This is a genomic window from Clostridium sp. (assembly GCF_051278035.1).
Taxonomy (GTDB): Bacteria; Bacillota; Clostridia; order Clostridiales; family Clostridiaceae; genus Clostridium_AD.
In genome coordinates this window covers 1-21,561 of sequence record NZ_JBNMNU010000068.1, presented here as the reverse complement: position 1 = coordinate 21,561, position 21,561 = coordinate 1, and the positions used below count along the sequence as shown (strand labels likewise).

The following is a 21,561-nucleotide window of genomic DNA, read 5'->3' as shown; positions in this document are numbered from 1 at the left end:
GCTTCTTTAAAAAAAGTATAGCATGAACTAGGTCTATTAAATTCACCCCAAATCACGCTTTTTAAAAAATAAAGCACCAGCAACTTGCTGGTGCTAATGTTTCACTTATTTAGGACATTTTCAAAAATGGTTGACATAATTAATAAGTGATTAAAAAAACTAAGAGTGGATTCCTCCCCTAAATCTGGGATAGAATCCACTCTTAATTTATATACATACTCTAATAAATTCAACTAAGGTTTACAGCTGTCCCATGACCTCTATTTTAATATCATCTGTTATGTCACAGGCATGAAAATGTTATTTTATCCCTCAATGAAAAACTCATCTGCATCACTATATGGAATTTCTTTTTTACCAAGCAATGCGATAACTGCGCCGGTAAGTTTTCCAAATATAAAAGCTACAACTACAGTAACAACTATTCCAAGTAGCTGAATTCCAGCATTTCCAGTTATAGCTATTGCTACTACACCTCCAAGGATTCCAGGCATTCCATGTAAATTGTTAATCCCACAGGTGTCAGTTCCCTTTATAAGTTTTTGTACCTTAGGTGCAATAATGCTGTAGCCAACTACACTAAGTGCTCCAGCGGCAATTCCTATAAGCATAGCATATCCAGGTGTTGTTATATCACAAGTAGAACCAATTGCCACTCCACCAGCAAGGGCTGCATTTGCTATATCTTCTATCTCTAGTTTACCTCTAATTATCTTTGAAAATATGTATGTTGCGAGTGTTGCACCGCATAGGGCAAAAATTGTGTTTATTGCAGTTAAGACAACTCTCTCTGGAGCTACTATTGCACTTGTAAATGATGGCCAGAAAAGCCATAATACCATACTTCCAATTAGACAAAGTTGGTTAGAGCTTGGATTATTTTCACAAGCAGCGTCATCTTTAAATTTAGAAAAGGTATTTGCTACAACTCCGAGTCCAAAATATGCACCAAAAGCATGTATAACAACTGAACCGCCAGTATCAACAAATCCTTTAAATATACCGCTTTCAAGTATAAGCCATTCATTAAATATATAAGCTGGCACGAATAATAATCCCATTATAATATATTGATCCATTTTTAAACGTCCTAGAGGAGCACCAATTGCTATAAGCAAACTTGCAGCAGCAAATTCTGCAAATAAAAGTGTATCAATACTTATAGTTGACATAGCAAATTCTTCTCCACCAAAACTTTTTATAATCATATACATTGGAATAGCTATACTTACTGAAAGAAATGTTGCAGTAATTGAAGTATATCCGTGATTTCTTATGAAAACCATAAGGAAACCAAACCCAACAAGTAGCATTGCTAAAATATGAATAGAACGCTCATATTTTAATGTATCAAAAATTGTACTATTTTGTAGGGCAGCTTGATTCACTGTGCTACTTTCAGCATTAATTGCTGAAACACCAGTTGATACGTTGTGATTTATGCTAGGTATCAAGATAAGTGCAGCCCCTATAAAGAATAACAATAAAAATATTAGTAGTCCTTTGTTTACAGTGGATTTAGGAACATTCTTAACTCCTTTTTTTGCAGATAATTGAGTCATTATTTTACCCCCATTGATCATATTTTTCATTAGCTATAAGCATGTTTTACTTTTTAAAAATGGTTTATATGATTATAACTTACAAAAATGCCACTCAGTGTGACTATTTTGTCTCACTGTGACGATTTTGTCTCACCGAGGTATAGTAACATTTTTTCACTTATAAGAAAAGTATAATTTGAGGCCTTAAAGTAGTGAAAACGTTTATATGCTTGCAAATTCAGAGATATCCTTTTGTTTTCATAAGATTGTTAATTTATATTTCTTTTACCCAAAATGAAGAGGTACTTTACTAGCATTAATATTAAAGGACATTAAAATTAGCCATCAACATAAGGATTATATTTCAATCCTTATGTTGATGGCTATAGGTTGATGACACTACGCTATTTATTAATTTTAATTTTTGCTATTCTCTTAGCCAATTTTTTCTTATGTTCAAAATTACCAAGACGAGCGATCATAATTCGCTGAGCTTGTGGCGAACCTGCCCCATGCATGGATTCTGTACGGTATCCTACCGCACCTGATCCTAACGTCAGGTTCTCAATAAGTCTCATTATACGCATTCTATCTTCTGTAGGTACATTGTCCACACCCTTTAAATATTTCTTAACGTAATGACCAACTTCATCGCTCCTGAAATCTTCCTCAGAAGGCATCGTAACCATCATTCCACCTGCTATATCTTCTGCTAAACGTGCAATCTCATATGGGAACCGTGTTACATTCTGCTTACAAACATTTGCTATCAAAAGATCTATCAAATATGCCCCAGATTGAGTTGCTTGGCCCTCAAAAGAACAAGCAAGAGCGCAGGCATACATAGTTTCGTTAAGATGAGTCATTTCTACTAATTTATCCTTTATGTGGGACGCTTTTGCAGCTCCATTGTAATCTGCCGCTAATGCTGCGGATCCTATAAGCACATCACCAACACCTACCTTACAAGCGTAACTTGGTCTGTGGTGTCCTGCAAAGCGCTCCACCATCATTCCTACAAATTCCGTTTCACCATTCAAGAAAATCCTATCGTTTGGAACAAACACATCATCAAATACTACCAGGCCTTCATGCCCTCCAAATTCACTATTTCCTACATCCATCTCACTACCTTCAAGCTTTCTGGTATCGCAGGACTGCCTTCCATATATAATAACTATGCCCTTAGTATCTGTTGGCACTGAAAAACTTACGGCATAATCCTTATCTTCAGGATCCATAGCAATTGTCGGCATAACAAGTACTTCGTGTGAATTCACTATCCCCGTCTGATGAGCTTTACAACCTCTTACTACTATCCCATCTGGTCTTCTTTCCACCACTCTAAGGTAAAGATCAGGATCTGTCTGTTTACTAGGTGAACGTCCCCTGTCTCCTTTCGGGTCAGTCATTGCACCATCAACAATCAAATCATCCTTTTGGACATACTTTAAAAAATTTACTAATCTTTGATGATAATTGGTCGAATACTTCTTGTCAATTTCATATGTTGTACTATACACAGAATTCAAACCATCTTGCCCAACACAACGTTGAAAGCAACAAGCAGTATGTTGACCAAGCAATCTTTGTCTCTTAACTTTTTTTACTAAGTCATCTGTGTTTTGAAATATATGATTAAATCTGTTTATTTTTTCTCCTGTTAAATGTTATGTTGCTGTCATAAGATCCTCAAATTCTGGATGATTAAGGGCCAACTCATAAGTAGCTGCAACTGCATTCATTGAAGGAATGATAATTGGATTATCTACTGGATTCTGAATTTTCTTACCAAACATGTATACGTTTAATTTAAGCATCCTTAAGCTCGCAATATATTGTTCTTTATTCATTAAAGTCATTCTTATCCCTCCGTTATTTTTAATAAATATAGAATTCTAAATTTAATCATTTAATTGTGTGAATTTTCTCTATATTGTTTTTTATAATACTATTTTCTCCTACATCTGTCAACTTCTTTCGTATTTAATAAATCCCTATAGCCTTGTTTCTAATCTACAAAAACTCTCATAGTATGCGGATTGATCCCCTATATCACTTACTTCATCAGTTGTTAGCATATTTACAGAACCACTTTTATGCCACATACCTTCATAGATCATAATTATGTTTTCCCCTACAATATCGCTTATAAGTAGATATGCTTCGATTTCACCGTACTTTGACTTTACTTTTACTAATTGGTTATTTTCAAAGCCCTGTTGATTTAATGTGTTTTCATTTATATAAGCTATTGGTTTTCCATCTTCAAAGGCAAAGTGCTGAGAATTAAGTGAATTTTTCGGATGAGGCGATAATAACCTTAGTGAATAGTTTTCATCCCTTTCCTTTATAGGTATATATTCTGGCACCGGACTTAATCCTTGATTTTTAGCAGTTTCAGAGTAAAGTTCATATTTGCCCGATGGTGTATCAAACTTTCCATCTTTCCAAGGTATTTCTTCCCCCCCTAGGGCAAAGTAATTCTCCTTTAAGTATTCATAGGTCACATTAGCCTTATCCATAAGAGGTCTTAAGGCATTTCTAAAAAAGGTTTCCTTATCAATATCTGGGTACTCTTTTAGCTCCATTTTTCTAGCAAGGCTTCTAAAAAACTCATACTCACCAATGATGTTGTTTACAGGTTCAATAACCTTCTCCGAATAACTAAGATAAGGCGAATACATTCCTGTATAAATAAAATCCTCTTCCTCGAGGATGCTAGTAGCTGGTAGCACAAGGTCTGCAGACCTTACTGAATCTGTCATGAACAAATCAATAGCTACAATAAAATCAATTTTCTTAAAAGCTTCAAGAGTTTTGTTTATATCTCCTACTTGAACCAGCGGATTTCCTTTGTTTATAAACATACACTTCACTGGGGGATTATTAGTGCTTAATATAAAATCAGCAAATTGACCTACAATATAATTTCTCTTTTTCACTTTGAGCTGTTCACTTTTATCTACATGGCTAACTACATACTTACTAATAGTTTTATGATAGTAATTAACTCCTCCTCCACTTTTACCTATATTGCCTGTGATGGCGCCTAAAGAATCTATGGCTCTCACATTGTTCCCACCATTTCTATATCTTTGAAGTCCATAGCCAATATAAATTGAAGAAGGTGTATTTAGGGCGTAAGCCTTTGCTAGTTTAATAATATTCTCTTTATCTACTCCTGAAATCTCCTGCGCATAATCTAAGTTAAATTTCTTTACATACTCCTTATAATCCGCGTATCCTTTAACATTTCCCACTATGAAGTCTTTATCAATCAAGTTATTCTCAATAAGGTAGTTCGCTATACCAAAAGCTAAGACACCATCCGTCCCTGGATTCAATCTAATATATTTTGAAGCTACCTTAGCAGTATTTGTTTTTATTGGATCAATAACATAAATATCTGACCCTCTATCCTTTGCCTCTTTTAAATATTTCATCAAGTGAATGTTTGTATCTGCGGGATTTCTACCCCATATAAAAATAGTCTTAGATTTTTGTATATCTTTAGGATCATGCTCCTTATTAGAGCCAAAGTCGATTTTTTGTGCTTCTCTACCAGCACCTAAGCATAGACTACCTATAGCTTTTGTTACTCCCCCATAGTAATTAAAAAACATTTCATCTACAGACTTACTAAGCCCACTATAACCACCACTAGAGAACAAGAGTACAGATTCGGAGCCGTATTCTTTTTTATAAGAAAGGAGTTTGCTAGAAATCTCATCTAAAGCTTCCTCATAACTTATGTCCACCCATTTTCCATTAACTTTCCTTTTAGGGCTTAATATTCTATCAGGATGATATACTCTTTCCAGATGTTTTCTCCCCTTTTCGCAAATTACTCCCTTAGTTAAAGGATGATGCTTATTACCTTCTATTTTTATAATCTTGTCATTTTTCACTGTTGCTACCATAGAACAATTTCCAAAACAATCTAGTGAACAACCAAAATTTATATTTTTATCTTCCATTGATTACCTCCATTGTTAATGATTTTACAGAATAAATATATAATCATAATTTTTCCATTAGATCTACACTGGAATACATGACATTACCTGGGTAATTATTCAGCCTTTTATCACCGCTAAATCCCTCTAGTCTCATGTTGTAACCATTTCCTCTCTTCTTTATCTAAACAAGGAGCAAGTTTTGTGTATACAGCTTTATGATAGTTGTTTAACCAATGTATTTCGCTTTCAGATAGCATCTTTTCATTGATTCCATCTAAATCAATAGGGCAATAAGTAATTGCTTCAAACTTCATAAATTGTCCAAACTCTGTTTTTTCATCTTCAACTACAAGTATCATATTTTCAGTTCTAACGCCATGCCTTCCTTCTTTGTATATTCCGGGTTCATTAGTAATAACCATGCCCTTTTCTAATTTTATATTATCAGTTTCTTTTCTAATACCCTGAGGTCCTTCATGAATATTCAAGAAAAATCCTACTCCATGGCCTGTTCCGCACTTATAATCCAAACCATGTTGCCAAATAGGTTGCCTTGCTAATATATCTAAATTAGAACCCGTTGCTCCATGCAAGAATTTAGCTGAGCTTAATGCAATGAAGCCTTTTAACACCAAAGTAAAATCCGTTTTTTCTTCGTCAGTAAGTTTTCCAAGAACTATAGTTCTTGTAATATCTGTTGTTCCATTATAATATTGTCCACCTGAATCAACTAAGAAAACTCCTTCGCTTTTTAGAGTATATTGAGTTGCTTTATTTGCTTTATAATGCATCATGGCAGCATGATCCTTATATCCTGCTATAGTGTCAAAACTAGGACCAACAAATAGCTCTTGCTTCTTTCTGATGCCTTCTAATTTTTCTTCTGCAGAAATCTCTGTAATTTCTTCTTTATCCACAGAGGTTTTTAGCCATTTTATAAATTTGACCATAGCTACTCCATCATTTATTTCACAACATTTTAAATTTGCTATTTCAGTTTCATTTTTAATAGCTTTTAATTTAGTAGTAATACTCGGATATTCAATTTTTGTGGTATCAATGTTAATAGCGTTATATAAGGCAGCATTTGTTTTATTAACATCAAAAATAATTGAATCTCTTATTGTAAGCTCTTTTAAAAATTCTTGTATTTTATTATAATCTTTTAATATAACATCTTGAGCTTCTAGTTCTAATTTAATATCATGAGGAACCTTTGAAGAATCAACAAATAAATAACATTTGTCTTGCGCTACTATAACGTTGGCTATTGCAACAGGATTATTTGGTACATCAGAGCCTCTTATATTTAAAAGCCATGCAATGTCATCCAAGGACGTTAATAAGTGATAGTTTGCACCTTTATTTCTCATTTCTTCTCTTAACACATTCAGCTTTTCTACTCTAGACTTTCCTGCATATTTTACGTCATGTACAAAAATTGAGCCTTTAGGTATCTCTGGTCTGTCTTCCCACAATTCATTAATTAAATCATGGTCCATTTTTAATGTTATTCCTTTTGGTTTAAATGCTTTCTCCATATTTTTAACCATATTTACTGAAAAAACACTTCCATCAAAACCAACTATACTTCCTTCTTTAAGAACAGATTTTAACCATTCAGTACACGAGGGTACGCCGGGATCTACCATCCTAAATAATCTAATTCCAGAATCCTCAAGTTGCGTCTGAGCTTGAATGTAGTATCTACCATCTGTCCATAAGCCAGCGTCCTCTAATGTAATAACTACAGTACCTGCTGAACCTGTAAAACCTGATATCCATTGTCTACATTTCCAGTGCTCTGCTACATATTCACTTTGATGTGGATCAAAACTAGGAATTATGTAAGCAGTTATTTTGTTTTCCTTCATTAATATTCTTAATTTCTCAATCTTATCTTTAACTTTCATAATATATACCCCCACTTTCATTAAAATTACATTGTATACGTAATCCAATAACACTAAAAGCTATTATTCCAATTACTATTCTCTACTCTCCTTTTTTAGAAAAGAATAAACTCGTAAGCTTGTTCCAAAATAGTCTTGCTACTTTCATAAGATAATATTTGTTTTGTATGTTGAAAGCTAGCCCACTTATAATCCTTTACCTCTTCTTCTTGAATATGTACTGACTGCTCTTGCACTTTAGCTAAAAAGAATATAACCTCTTTCCTTACCCCTTCTTTCGGTGAATACTCAACTGTTACTCTAAATCCATCAATTAGATCAACTAGTAACCCCGTTTCTTCATAGATTTCCCTTACTGCTGTTTCTTCCTCGTTTTCACCTTTTTCAACGTGGCCTTTTGGAAATCCCCAATGGCCATCACTTTTATGACTAATAGTAAGAAACTCTAAATTATCATCATTTTTTCTATAAATCACGGCTCCACAGGATTTTTCAAAATTCATAATAGCACCCCCATAAAAATATCCTTGTTTTGAAATAGTTATCTACTCTAAGTTTAGATAATTTCCTCATATTTATCCTTCTTATTTACAAAGCACAAAAACTAATTACAATTAGAATCTCTAGGCGAAGTACATGTAAATGCCTACTATATAAGCATTTCTTGCTACTTCCAATGTCATATAAAAAACTTACTCTTAACTTACTTTAATTGACTATTATTATAACAAATCTATAAAAAAAAATCTTCCATAAACAGAGATTTTTTTTACTTTAATCCTTATTTTATTTTTAGAAGTACCAACTCCAGCGTGGTGACGCTAGGTACTATCTAGATGAATACTACGATAGCTTCTTTCACTAATCATAGCGTCATATGCGTCAGCTGTTGCAATAATTTTTGATTGAAATGGTATTTCCACTGGCTAACTTACTCGTAGATATAAAATTAATAAGAGAACCTATAATAATAAAAACAATACCTATTGTCGTATTCAAAGCAATAACCTCTTTTAAAATTATTAAAGCTAAAATTGGCGCTAATGCTGGTTTAATGAAGAATACAATTGATGCAGTCGAAGCAGAAGTTTCCTCCATTGCTAAAATATAAAAAGTATACCCAAGCCCAGTAACACAAATACTAATATAAGCTAGCATCGGTATATTTTCTATTGTTATACCCTTAAAAATCGGAATATTTGAGAATTCATTTAATCCAATACCAGAAATAAAGCTTGATACAAAATCTAATTTTGTAATAAGAATAATTACTAATATTTCAAGGCTGCCAATTAAAAACGTAAAGCAGTTTATTACTACGCCTCCAAATTTCTCAATTTTCTTATTACTTATTACACTATATAAAGCAAAAGTTATCGCGGATATAATAATGAATATTGTCCCTTTTAAACTAATTTCCATGCTAAAAGGATTTAATATACATATCATTCCAATTATACTAAGTACCATTGAGATAATCGTGTGTTTATATAATTTTTCACCAATTAAAAAATGGGCAAAAGTAACTACAAATACAGGGTTGCAACTAAAAAGTATAGCTATTAAAGATGCCTTACAGTATAAAATAGCAAGTTGGTAAAATGTCATACTAACCACCACACAAATAAATCCTGTAAGTGCAAAAAACAAAATATCATCTTTAGTTAATGAAGTTTTTTTACTCTTCAATTTCTTTATAGCAAGTGGTAATAAAAGTATTGCCCCTACAAAAAACCTTATGAAACTTATCTGTATAGGATTAAAATCATTTGAAACCATTTTTAGTACTATTTCCATAGTACTAAAAAGAAATGCAGATAGAATTATAAACCAGTATCCTTTTTTCATTATTACGCCTCTACTATATAAAATTTGATCATGTTAATAATACAGTTAAAATCTTATTAAGATAAATATTTGTTATTATAATACACATAATCAAACTACATATTACCACAGAATTCTTTAAATCACTATTTTGTTATTACTCCATACGCCGGGTAGCCATTTACTAATGTGTATAGAGTATCCTAAATTTTCTATTTCTCTATTAAATAAGCTTTTTCATTTTGATTAACTAAAAGTTTTTCATCAATTCCTAATTAAAAAGTATATTTAATAAATCATCTTTTGATATCTTCCCAAAATAACTTGTTATGTCTATATCCTTTATTACATTATTAATAGCATTTTCTTCGTATTTTAAACCTACTAAAAGTACTTCAAAATTTTTAACATCGCAAGTTCCAAAGAAATCCCCATACATTTTACAGTTTTTTATTAATCCATCTTCTACGTTAATTCTAACGTCCAAAATTCCAGCATCAAACTTTTTACTGTTTTTATAATTAAACTTTGGAGATTCACCGAAATTCCATTCCCAAGTACTATATTTATTTTGCATCAAGTTATCTATTCCATCTTTGTCTTCTTTAGTTAATTCATATTTTATAACTGGACTCTTTTCATACTCATATAGATATTTTAAAATAAGATCTCTAAACTCTAAAACGTCTATATCTGATTTTAGATAGTCATTTATGTTTGTCACTCTACTTCTTACAGATTTTATGCCCTTAGATTCTATTTTTTCCTTTTTTACAATTAGTGCTTTACTTAGAGTTTCTAAATGAGAATTAAATAATAGTGTGCCATGATTTAATAACCTTCCTTTTATAATACTTTGAGCAATTCCTGAAAATTTCTTTCCATCTAGTGTTAAGTCGTTTCTTCCTGAGAGCTCACATTCAATTCCGAGTTTTCCTAAGGCATTAATTACTGGATATGTATATTTTTTAAAATCTATTTTTTCCATTTTGTCTGCCTTTGTTATAAAAGAAAAATTCAAATTACCAAGGTCATGATATACAGCACCACCACCCGTTATTCTCCTTATAACATGAATGTTATTTTCACTAACATACTGACTGTTTATTTCTTCTAATGTGCATTGATTTTTACCTATAATTATTGATGGTTCATTTCTCCATAAAATTACGTAATCGTCTTTCATATCAAAATTTTTGAAAGCATATTCTTCTAACGCTAAGTTATATCTTGGATTCGTAGAATTATTTTCAACATATTTCATATATCCTACCTTCCTCTCAATATTATAATAAAAGCAGCTTAAAAACAAATAGTAATGCTATTTTAAGCTACTTTTTCAACACCAAATTAGTTACTTATTGGGAATATGGATTGCCTGTTTATTTACTGCAAGAACAGCTTCCCTCATTGCTTCCCCTACAGTTGGATGTGCATGTATTGTAGTTATGAGCTCTTCAAGTGTGCATTCTAACCTTAGTGCAAGAGCACCTTCAGTAATAATATCCGTAGCCCCAGGTCCTAATATATGAACCCCTAAAATTTCATCATATTTCACATCAGCGATAATCTTTATAACACCACTGGTTTCACCCATTATAAGTGCCTTTCCATTTGCTGCTAAAGGGAATTTTCCAACCCTATAAGGAATTCCACTAGTTTTTACTTGTTCTTCCGTGAGTCCCACAGATGCAAGTTCTGGTCTTATATACACACAAGCTGGTACAGTCTTATAATCCATTTTAGAGTTTTTACCCATTATCCTCTCAGCTGCAACGATGCCTTGTTCCGAAGCTACATGAGCCAACATGTTTTTCCCGGTACAATCTCCTATTGCATATATTGAAGCTACATTTGTTTCCATATTATCATTTACAACAATACAACCTTTTTCTATATTCACTCCCGATTTATCCAAATCAATATTTTTTATATTTGCACGTCTTCCTACAGCTACAAGCACCTTTTCCGCTTCAATATTTAACTTTTCAGTTCCTTTTGAAAATGCTACATTCAAATTTTCATTTACTTTTTCAATTTTAGTTACCTTGCAGTCATTGTATATTTCTATACCTTCACTTATTAAATTAGCCTTAACCATTTCTCCAAGTTCCCTATCTATAGGGGGTAATATAAATGGAAGCATTTCTACTATATGGACTTTGCACCCAAAGGCACTGTACACACTAGCAAATTCTACACCGATTACCCCTCCACCAATAATCACCATACTCTTAGGTATATTTGTAAGACTTAAGGCATCCGTGCTATCCATTACCCCCTCAAGCTCTTTGCCTTCTATAGGGGGTAAAAACGGAAGAGAACCTGAAGCGATAATGACATTGTCAAATTCTACTTTCTCGATTTTCCCATCATCACTGATTACAGATATAACATTTTTTGATTCAAATCTTCCAAGTCCATTTATTACCTTAACTTTATTTACTGATAACAAGCCTTTTACGCCTGAAACTAGAGTGTTTACCACAGTTTTTTTTCTACTTTGTACTTTACCCCAGTTTACTTCAACATTTCCCTTTACTTCTATTCCAAATTTATCGCTTTCTTTTATTTCATGTAGCAATTTTGCTGATTGCAGCAGTACTTTAGTAGGTATGCATCCTACATTTAAGCAAGTGCCTCCAATCTTTGATTTTTCAATAAGGGTTACGTCCCCACCTAATTGTGCTGCTCTTATTGCAGCTACATATCCTCCAGGACCTCCACCTAAAACAACTACCTTCATAACAGTCACCTTCCTTATAGTATAAGTATTTCAGGTTTTTCAATTAACTTTTTAACTTTTGATAAAAACTTAGCTGCCATCGCTCCATCTATAGCCCTATGATCTGCTGTAAGTGATAAATTCATCAAAGGTTTTATTACAATTTCTCCATTTATAACTACAGGAGTATCTTCTATTGTGTTTACTCCAAGTATTGCAACTTCAGGCTGATTTATAATTGGGGAAAAGCTCTGAATACCATACATTCCCAAATTAGTAATTGTGAATGTTCCTCCGCTCATCTCCTCCTCTATAAGTTTTCCTGCTTTAGCCTTTGAAGCTAAATCTTTAACTGACTCTGAAATTTCACTTAACCCTTTGGATTGTACATTTTTTATTACCGGAACTACAAGTCCACCCTCTACTGCCACAGCAACTCCAATATTAATATAGTTTTTAATTATAAATTCTTCCTTATCAACAGAACAATTAACAAGTGGAAACTCTAATAATGCAGTAGACATTATTTTTACAAGTAAATCAGTATATGTTAGTTTGCACACATCTTTTAGGCTATCCTTAACCCTCTTTAAGTTGGTAGTGTCCACTTTTATATCATAAGTAACTGCAGGTGAAACAATCCAACTCTCATGCATTCTTGATGCGATAACCTTTCTCATAGGAGTCATCTTAACTCTCTTTTCCTCAATTGTAATGTCTGTGCCCTTACTTTCAAAGGCAAGTACATCTTCTTTCATTACCCGTCCATCTTTATTTATTTCAGAAACATTAACATTTAACTCCTGTGCTAATTTAGCAGCTACTGGAGAAACCTTAGTGTTATTTTTTTCATTTTCAATATAATCTTCCACATCTTTTAAAACTATTCTTCCCCCATGCCCTGTACCTGTTACTAATTGAAGATTAATTCCACTTTCGGTTGCAAGTTTTTTAGCAACTGGAGCTGCCTTTACTCTAGTTTTCGATTCCTCATTAACTATTATTTGCTTAACCTTTGGATCTACTTGCACAGGGGTATCAACTTCTCCACTTGCACCGGTTTCTTTAAGTATACTTGATATATCTTCATCTAAATCAGCAATTATAGCTATCTGCTTTAAACATTCAACAATATCTCCCTCAGGAATAATAATTTTCCTAAGAACGCCACTTTTATTTGCTTCAACTTCATTTACAAGTTTATCAGTGGCCACCTCAAATAGCCCCTCGCCTGCCTGTACTTCTTCACCTTCACTTTTCATCCATTTTACGATAGTTCCTTCTGTCATTGTTAAGCCAAGCTTTGGCATTACTACAATATGCGCCATAGATAATCCTCCCATTCATTGTAATTTTTAAAAAACCATCTTTAATTTTTTAAAGGAGGGAAATCCCCTCCTTTAAAGTATTACAAAAGTGATTTTATCCCATTAACAATATCCTCGAAATTTGGTACCACTAAGTTTTCAAGACATTTTGCAAATGGTATAGGTGTATTAAGAGCCCCTATTCTAACTACCGGAGCATCAAGACTGTCAAAACATTCTTCGCCTATCATAGCTGAAATCTCTCCACCGTAGCCTCCTCTTTTATTTTCTTCAGTTACCACAAGTACTTTATGTGTTTTTCCTACTGATTCAAATATTGCCTTTTTATCAAGAGGATATAAAGTTCTAGGATCTAATACTTCTACAGAAACTCCTTCAGCAGATAATTTTTCTGCTGCAGAAATAGCTTCATGGACCATTTTGCCTGTAGCAATAACTGTTACATCTGTACCTTTTCTGTGAATTCTAGCTACACCTAAAGGTATAGGCTTAATATCATCAGGTATTTCACCCTTAATTCCATATAAAATTTTATGTTCTAGAAAAATCACTGGATTATCGTCTTCAACCGAAGTCATAAGTAGTCCTAATGCATCCTCGGGAGTTGTAGGGTATACAACTTTAAGGCCTGGAACATGCGTAAACCAAGCCTCTAAGGACTGAGAATGTTGAGCTGAGGCAGAAACTCCTGCTCCAAGAGGCATTCTTATTACAAGTGGAAGAGATATTTTTCCTCCAACCATATATCTCATTTTTGCTGCTTGATTTACTATCATATCCATTGCAACAGTGGAAAAATCACTAAACATAAGCTCTGCTATTGGTCTTAGACCGGTAGCTGCAGAACCTACAGCACATCCAACAATTGCCCCTTCAGATATAGGAGTATCTCTTACTCTTTTTTCTCCGAATTCATCAAAGAGACCTGCAGTAACACCAAAACATCCCCCAAATGGGCCTACATCTTCTCCCAAAATATATACATTTTCATTTTTTTTCATTTCTCTTCTCATAGCTTCCTTTAATGCTTCTAAGAACGTCATATTCATCTTACTCGTACCTCCTCTTTTATATCGGAATAAACATCTTCTCCTATAGATTCTGATGATGGATATGGACTATCATTAGCAAATTTCACTGCATCTTCAAGTTCCTTGTCCATATCTAACTGAATAGATTTAAGTTCTTCCTCATTTATTATGTTGTTTTCTAAAAGATATTTTTCCATTCTAGGGATAGGATCTTTTTTAAGCCACGCTTCTTGTTCTGCAACTGGTTTATAAGTTCCTGGATCACCTTCAAAATGTCCTCTTTGTCGATAGGTTTTACACTCTATAAGTGTAGGGCCTTCACCATTTCTAGCTCTTTTAATACCATCTTTTGCAGCCTCACTTACAGCAAAGACATCGTTTCCATCTATGGTAACCCCCGGCATGTTATATGAAACAGCTCTAACCGATATATCTTTTATTGCCTGATGTCTAGATTGACTAACAGATATACCATATAAATTATTTTCACATACGAATACTACTGGAAGCTTCCATGTACTAGCCAAGTTTAAAGACTCATGGAATGTTCCCTGATTTGTGGAAGCGTCCCCAAAGAAACATACACAAACCTGTTTTGTTCCTCTATACTGAGCACTAAAAGCTGCGCCTACGGATATATTATGTCCTGCACCAACTATACCATTAGCACCTAATATTCCTTTTGTTGCATCAGCAATATGCATGGAACCACCTTTACCTTTTCCATATCCGGTAGCTTTTCCGAAAAGTTCAGCCATCATGAAATTTATATCTCCGCCTTTAGCCACAATATGTCCATGACCTCTATGCGTACTTGTAATAAAATCATCATCGTTTAAATTTGAACATACACCTGTTGCAATCGCCTCTTCTCCGATATAAAGGTGAACAAATCCCGGTATTTCACCCTCCGCAAAATGGTTCTTAGCTGTAGTTTCAAATTTTCTTATTTTCAACATGGTTTTATACAATTCTAGAGTATTTACTTTTGAATTATCCAAAACATTACCTCCCCTTTATTTTAACTATTTGTATATTTATATACTAAGCAATTGCTATGCCAATTCAAAAATTTAAAAAATGTCTTTTAAACGCCGATTTAACGAAAAAAAAGACTCATATTGTGCATTTAAGCCTAATATAAGTCTTATTAATAATGTGAGTCTCAATGTAATAATCTGATTATTCCCAAAATTGAAACATATTCCCGCTGCGAAATCTACAGTAGTTTTGTTTTTCCCATTTATGGGTCTGTAATAATTTCTTTTTACCACTTTTGGGAAAATTAAAAAATTAAATCCAAATTTATGTTATGTTTTTTTATTTTCCTATAAATTGTGGATTTACTTAAGTTTAATTTTCCTCCCGCCTCAACTACGTTTCCACTACATTCAATTATCATCTTTATTATATTTCCTCTTTCAGCATTCTCTAATGAAACAACTTCAAGATTCATTGCATCTTGTTTTATTATATTTCCGTATAGATATTTCTCAGTTATTATACTTTCATCACATAAATAATATGCTCTTTCTATAATATTCTGAAGTTCTCGTACATTTCCATTCCAATTATATTCATAAAGGTAATTAATAAATTTAGGGCTAAATTTATCGGCACCATTTTTGTTTTGATATTTTTTTAATTTTGAAAGAAAATAATTTGCAATTAGTTCAATATCTTCTCTTCTCTCTCTTAATGGAAGGATATCTATCTTAAGAACATTCAACCTATAATATAGATCCTGTCTGAAATTCTTATTTTTAACCTCTTCAAATAAATTTCTGTTTGTTGCGGCCAGCACCCTTATGTTTAATTTTATTTCACTTTTCCCACCTATTCTTCTTACTTTATAATTATCAAGTACTCTCAAAAGTTTAGATTGAACTTCTAATGGTAGTTCTCCAATTTCATCAAGAAAAATTGTTCCACCCTGTGCTAATTCAAATTTCCCAGGGTTTCCTTCTTTAGATGCTCCAGTAAATGCTCCTTTTTCATAACCAAACAGTTCGCTTTCTAATAGTTCTTTCGGCAAGGAAGCACAGTTTATTGCCACAAAAGGGCCTTCTGAAAAACTACTGTAGTTATGAGTAGCTTGTGCAAATAGTTCTTTTCCAGTTCCACTTTCCCCTTCAATAAGAATTGAACATTTCGTTTTAGCCATCTTTTTTGCCACTTCTATAACATCTAGCATTTTATTATTTTGGGTTACAATTGAATCAAAGGTATATAACGCCTTATTTCCTGTAACTTTATTTATTGTTTTATGTAAATATTCTATTTTTCTAAAAGTAATTGCTACACCTATTACTTTGTTTCCGAGCATTCTAGGTATCATATTAACGCTGCATCTTATTGTCTTATTACCTATATAAAAGTTGAAATCAAGATAACTCTTCATCTCTTTAATAGCTAATGCCTGGAATTCAATATCCACATCTTTAAGCATTTTTTTAATATTAATTTTATATAAATCGCTTGGCTCTATTGCTAAAATTTCAGTAGCACTATTGTTAAACTTGCTTATATTGTAATTTATATCAATGATTATTATACCGTCTGATGTACCATCAAAAGTAGTATTTATAAGTTCATAAGATCTTAATAGCTCTCTCTGCTTTTCTATGGTATATACTGCAGCAACAACTATCCCCAGTGTATGAGGGTGTGCTGCTTCTTTCTTCCCAGACATATTAAGACAACCAATGATATTTCCTTTTTCATCATGTATTGTTGTAGCAGAACATGTCCATTTGTGGTGTGGCATACAATAATGCTCTTCACCAATTATTTGGAGAGGTTTATCAATAAACATAGCGGTGCCTATGGCATTTGTACCCACAGCTTCTTCAGTCCAAATGCATCCCAAATTAAAATTAATTGTATCCGCACTGTCTTCTATAGTTTTATCTCCAAAAACTTCAATTATGCATCCGTCCCTATCAGAAAGTACTATAATAAAACCAGAACCTTTGACTATGGTATGTAGATTTTCCATAATCGGACGTGCGATTTTAATAAGTTCTTCATTTTCATAAATTGTATTTTTTAGTAATTCTCCACTAACATTTTTCCCAATGCCATCATTATAATCCACACCAAGTTCTTTGCATCTTTTCCAAGATTCTGCCACATGATGATTTACTGATGGGATAATAATATTATCTTTTACAAAACTATTCCACGCAGTTTTGCTAACATTTGTGCCCATAATAACCCTCGCCCCCCAAGAATTTATTATTAATATCTATTTAACTATATATTATCATAATATACAATAAATAGTATGATAATATATAGTAATTAAAAAATTATTATCTTTATAAACTAATTAAGCAAATCTGTTATATTTAACATGGTTATTAATGTATAATAAGAAAGAGATGTATTGGTTAAATTCATAAAAAAATTGATAAAGTGAGGTAAAAATAATGAATGAAATATTGAAATTTATTACAGATGCTAAAATATTCTATCTTGCAACAGTTGAGGGTGATAAACCTAGAATACGCCCATTCGGATTTGCTATGGAACATAAAGGCAAAATATACTTTTGCACTAGTAACCAAAAGGATGTTTATAATCAGTTAACTATTAATCCGTATTTTGAAGTTTGTACTATGTCTGATAAAGGACAATGGCTAAGATTACAAGGTAAGGCAGTCTTTGATTCAAGCATGGATGCAAAAGCTAAAGCGTTTGAAGTTATGCCAGCTTTAGCAAAAATGCATAACTCTCCAGATAACCCTATTTTTGAAGTCTTCTATGTAGAAGAAGGACAAGCAACATTATATTCTTTCTCAGATGCGCCAAAAATAACTAAATTTTAATATAAACTGAGGACGTACTAAGACCACGACATTTATGTTGTGGTCTTAGTACGTCCTCAGGGTACTTTCTTCACATAGTCCTGGAGTTCTGTATCCATGCTTAGAAGTCTGGCGGAAGGTCCCCATATGATTAAAGTTACATTGTCCCACCATCCTTTTATTAAAGTAAAACACCGTAAATTTAATTGAATAATACGGTGTTTTTAAGTGATTATTCGGCTTCAATTACTGTGTCTTATAATAGAGAATACGTATAATAAGGCAATCGAATAAATAAGCATTATAAATATAGCAACTATTAGTCTCTTTAGGATAGTAATGTTTCGCCCTTTATCGAGAATATGACTTGCTGCAACGATTGCAGGCATTTGTATTAATAACCCATAGTATAATCCTGCTTGGTTTATTAAATATATTGACATAATGAAAGTAATTATAGTTATTACTATAGACGATTTAATTGGATACTTATACAGTAGTGACTTCATACTTATACCACCCCCTTTATATCCCATAATTTATTACGACTTCGACCTAACTCTATAGAAACTATAACACATTATACATATTTCTACATTAGTATTTTCCCATAATAGTAAATATTTTCATATGAAATCACACTAATATATTAAGCTACTTAACGTATATTACAATATTAAGAATAAAAAAGTAGCAATATTTTATATTTTAGTTGGATTTCTCTCATTCTTTGTCGCTATATTTAGAGTATTTTCTTGAATATGCTATGCATATTTAGGATTTAAGGAATATAGTGATGTGGAAATATGATATAATTTTTATAGATTTAAGTTAAGATTGTTATAAAAGGTGAAACAGACTTTATTTATATGAGGTGATTAATAATGGAAAATAAACGAACGTTATCAATTATTTTATCTATTGCTACAATTATTTTAGCTATTTTAACTGTTACTATATGTTTCTTTTTAAATTTTAACGAGTTCAAGGCGGGAGATTCAGCAACAATAAAAAATGTGATTGTCACATTCTCTTATATAACCGTTTGGATTTTAGTTTTAATGGTTGCAATAAAAATTAGGAATCGTGGAATTATGAAGTGTTGTTTGGTATTTTGGCTTATTACGTTGCTTACTACTATATCAAAGGAATATCTGAATTCTACAGGAGCTACAAATAATTTTATACACTCCTTTTGGCTTTTACTTACTGGTCAATGGTATGGAATCGGATTTTTTGTTGAGATTATTCCTCAGTCTATCGTAATTGCAAATATATCTTTATCAATGTTTATGATTACAGTTATATCGCTAAAACATACTAAATCAGCATAATCTACAGTTTTCATTAAGTCGCCTTGTTTTATAAAGCGTCACAACTTGTTAGAGGAGGTCCATAAATGAAAAACAAGAGAACATTATTTATTTTATTTGTTGTTTTATCTATGATAACCTTTATTGCATATCCTATTGTAATGTAAATTTTAAAGAAACAATACTACTGTTAAATTGTGTTCCATCAAATTCGGTATACATCAGTTTTTCTCCTGACGGGCTCCAGTAAGTAGTCAAATTATCGTGAACAACCTCAATTTGAGTGACCTTACCAGTTACTATATTATAAATATATAGAGCACTAACCATTGTCCCGTTTGCATCCAATTTCAGGTTGTAAGCAATTCTTCGCTGATCCGGTGACCATGAGACGCCGCTCAACCCTGCACCTTCTGCAATGATTTTTTTGTTTCCTCCATCAATATCACATAGAATTAATGTTTTTTTTGAATCATTTATCTGTGTAACCAATATTTGATTTAAGTCCGGTGAGGGGAAAACATTATTCACGTGATTTAGCCCTAGACTTATCTTTTCCTTTGTTGCCATGTTCAATAGCATTAATGTCTTATCAACATTTGTATTGTAATAAACATTATCTTTTATTTTATCTACAATATACACGCGATCACCCTTTAAGCCATCTATCACAGTTATTTTATTTGTCACACTATCTAAATAGGAATCACCACTATAAACTCCACCAATAACTGTCCCATCACCAGCCCATTTGACACTCATGGATCCTCCAATACGATCTCCCGTTATACCAAATGTATCTAAGGTATCCATGTTCATTACATAATAAGCTGGATCACCTAATCTATATTCACTATATATCAGGTGTTTCTTATCCTTGGACAATCTTGCTTCTTCTAGGATATGAATCAGACAGTTCTAACAGGCTTAATTTATCTAGTGATTCATTATCTTTTACAGCGATCACTGTATCCTCATCCATCCAATTAGAAATCTCCATATTCTCATACTTGTAAATTTTAACCACGGTTACATCAGGTTCACTCTTTTCTTCTGGGGATTTGATGATGTCTTTGTTCCCTTCCACACCTTTATCACATGCTGTGATTGTTGCAATAATCGCGAATATAATGATCATACTTAATATTTCATTTCAATTTGTAGCCTCCTCTGTATTAATACTATTATATCCATGAATAATGACGAAAACTTTATTAATGCACTACAAAGTATATTAGCAGAACTTAATAATGGCCAATCCATTTAGGTAAGGTAGTCCAAATTATTAAAGTAGCAAAGCTCAAAATAGATTTTATCATAATATTTCGCCCTCAAAAGGCTACATTCCTTTAAATTATTATAAAACAAAGGAACTGGTACTGTTGGTTTGTTAGTTGCAGCACTTACTCCAATAGATACTCTTAATAAAATACAGAATAATAAAACAGAAAACATCCTGTTCTTATCTATATAAACACTCTCTTAAACATAGGTATAAATTAAAATAAAGCCCTAAAATGGGCTTTATTTTAATAATCCAATTATTTTTTTCATTTGAATATCTGTAAAATCATATGGCATAAGTACTTCATTCTTTGTATTGTTATCAAACCAAAGCATCGTTTTAAAGTTTTTATCATCAGTAGCAAAATTTATTTTTAAGTTATCGATAATTATATCCTCAGTCCAGAGGTTTGAACTCATAGAAATTGTTTCTGCTCCATTTTCAGATATAGTGTTTTGATTAATTCGAATTATTTTCCCTGTACTGTTTGTATAAATTTGCTTAACACTAAAAGAATCACCCATAGCTTTTACAAGTTTAACTGTTTTTAACTTATACCCATCAGGTATATACGTAGGCACCAAAAGTTTAAAGGGAACCTCTTTTTTAGCCTCATCTATTGTTACTAACTTTTCTATCTGATCTGCACTATCATTTGATTTTAATACACTACTATTTAAATTTTTATTTAAACCATCATCATTTGTGCTAAACTTAATATCTCTAGTATCTCCTCTTAACTTCTCAATTTTTTTCATAATATTAAATTTAAAAGCAGTTACCTTTGGAATTGATGAGAGAAATGTTGAAAGAATTATAATCAA

17 protein-coding genes and 1 pseudogene are annotated in these 21,561 nt (G+C 32.4%); 2 read left to right on the top strand and 16 right to left on the bottom strand.

The window, feature by feature from the left end; all coding sequences use genetic code 11:
- Nucleotides 1-305: 305 nt before the first annotated feature.
- The 12 genes and pseudogenes from ACJAX4_RS11585 to ACJAX4_RS11530 form a co-directional block, all read right to left on the bottom strand.
- Complete coding sequence (locus ACJAX4_RS11585) at nt 306-1,562, bottom strand: ammonium transporter (protein WP_435789616.1); 1,257 nt, start codon at nt 1,560-1,562, stop codon at nt 306-308.
- A 386-nt stretch (nt 1,563-1,948) separates the two neighbouring features.
- Nucleotides 1,949-3,406, bottom strand: a pseudogene (locus tag ACJAX4_RS11580) (4-hydroxyphenylacetate 3-hydroxylase family protein).
- Nucleotides 3,407-3,541: 135 nt separating this feature from the next.
- Nucleotides 3,542-5,524: a molybdopterin-dependent oxidoreductase gene (locus ACJAX4_RS11575; protein WP_435789615.1), complete on the bottom strand. Its 1,983-nt coding sequence runs from the start codon at nt 5,522-5,524 to the stop codon at nt 3,542-3,544.
- Between the two features lie 116 nt (nt 5,525-5,640).
- On the bottom strand, nt 5,641-7,419 hold the full coding sequence (locus ACJAX4_RS11570) for an aminopeptidase P family protein (protein WP_435789614.1): 1,779 nt from the start codon (nt 7,417-7,419) through the stop codon (nt 5,641-5,643).
- 95 nt (nt 7,420-7,514) lie between these two features.
- Nucleotides 7,515-7,922 (bottom strand): bis(5'-nucleosyl)-tetraphosphatase, encoded by a 408-nt coding sequence (locus tag ACJAX4_RS11565; protein ID WP_435789613.1) that lies wholly within the window; start codon nt 7,920-7,922, stop codon nt 7,515-7,517.
- 379 nt (nt 7,923-8,301) lie between these two features.
- Nucleotides 8,302-9,267, bottom strand: coding sequence for a DMT family transporter (locus ACJAX4_RS11560; RefSeq protein WP_435789612.1), 966 nt, complete (start codon nt 9,265-9,267; stop codon nt 8,302-8,304).
- A gap of 250 nt (nt 9,268-9,517) precedes the next feature.
- Nucleotides 9,518-10,510: a lipoate--protein ligase gene (locus tag ACJAX4_RS11555; RefSeq protein ID WP_435789611.1), complete on the bottom strand. Its 993-nt coding sequence runs from the start codon at nt 10,508-10,510 to the stop codon at nt 9,518-9,520.
- Nucleotides 10,511-10,600: 90 nt separating this feature from the next.
- Entirely contained in the window at nt 10,601-11,992 is a 1,392-nt protein-coding gene (lpdA, locus tag ACJAX4_RS11550; protein ID WP_435789610.1) for a dihydrolipoyl dehydrogenase, read from the bottom strand.
- A 14-nt stretch (nt 11,993-12,006) separates the two neighbouring features.
- Nucleotides 12,007-13,299, bottom strand: coding sequence for a dihydrolipoamide acetyltransferase family protein (locus ACJAX4_RS11545; RefSeq protein WP_435789609.1), 1,293 nt, complete (start codon nt 13,297-13,299; stop codon nt 12,007-12,009).
- 80 nt (nt 13,300-13,379) lie between these two features.
- Complete coding sequence (locus ACJAX4_RS11540; RefSeq protein ID WP_435789608.1) at nt 13,380-14,348, bottom strand: alpha-ketoacid dehydrogenase subunit beta; 969 nt, start codon at nt 14,346-14,348, stop codon at nt 13,380-13,382.
- Nucleotides 14,345-15,289, bottom strand: a complete 945-nt coding sequence (locus ACJAX4_RS11535; RefSeq protein ID WP_435789617.1) for a thiamine pyrophosphate-dependent dehydrogenase E1 component subunit alpha — start codon at nt 15,287-15,289, stop codon at nt 14,345-14,347. Before ACJAX4_RS11535 ends, ACJAX4_RS11540 begins: the two co-directional genes overlap by 4 nt.
- Before the next feature lie 326 nt (nt 15,290-15,615).
- Entirely contained in the window at nt 15,616-17,541 is a 1,926-nt protein-coding gene (locus ACJAX4_RS11530; RefSeq protein WP_435789607.1) for a sigma-54-dependent Fis family transcriptional regulator, read from the bottom strand.
- Nucleotides 17,542-17,761: 220 nt separating this feature from the next.
- On the opposite strand from ACJAX4_RS11530, the gene ACJAX4_RS11525 reads away from it, so the two are divergent.
- A complete protein-coding gene (locus tag ACJAX4_RS11525; protein ID WP_435789606.1) occupies nt 17,762-18,160 on the top strand; it encodes a pyridoxamine 5'-phosphate oxidase family protein in 399 nt (132 codons plus the stop codon).
- A 221-nt stretch (nt 18,161-18,381) separates the two neighbouring features.
- On the opposite strand, the gene ACJAX4_RS11520 is transcribed toward ACJAX4_RS11525, so the two are convergent.
- Nucleotides 18,382-18,648 carry a hypothetical protein gene (locus tag ACJAX4_RS11520; protein WP_435789605.1) on the bottom strand — a complete coding sequence of 89 codons (267 nt, stop codon included), beginning with the start codon at nt 18,646-18,648 and terminating at the stop codon, nt 18,382-18,384.
- Nucleotides 18,649-19,023: 375 nt separating this feature from the next.
- Here ACJAX4_RS11520 and ACJAX4_RS11515 point away from each other — a divergent pair, with 375 nt between their 5' ends.
- A complete protein-coding gene (locus ACJAX4_RS11515; protein WP_435789604.1) occupies nt 19,024-19,473 on the top strand; it encodes a hypothetical protein in 450 nt (149 codons plus the stop codon).
- 132 nt (nt 19,474-19,605) lie between these two features.
- Here ACJAX4_RS11515 and ACJAX4_RS11510 read toward each other — a convergent pair whose 3' ends face one another.
- The 3 genes from ACJAX4_RS11510 to ACJAX4_RS11500 all read right to left on the bottom strand — a co-directional run.
- Nucleotides 19,606-20,337 carry a hypothetical protein gene (locus tag ACJAX4_RS11510; protein ID WP_435789603.1) on the bottom strand — a complete coding sequence of 244 codons (732 nt, stop codon included), beginning with the start codon at nt 20,335-20,337 and terminating at the stop codon, nt 19,606-19,608.
- Entirely contained in the window at nt 20,324-20,590 is a 267-nt protein-coding gene (locus ACJAX4_RS11505) for a hypothetical protein (protein ID WP_435789602.1), read from the bottom strand. Before ACJAX4_RS11505 ends, ACJAX4_RS11510 begins: the two co-directional genes overlap by 14 nt.
- A 386-nt stretch (nt 20,591-20,976) precedes the next feature.
- The coding region (locus ACJAX4_RS11500) for a DUF4367 domain-containing protein (RefSeq protein WP_435789601.1) at nt 20,977-21,561 on the bottom strand (585 nt) is incomplete at its 5' end.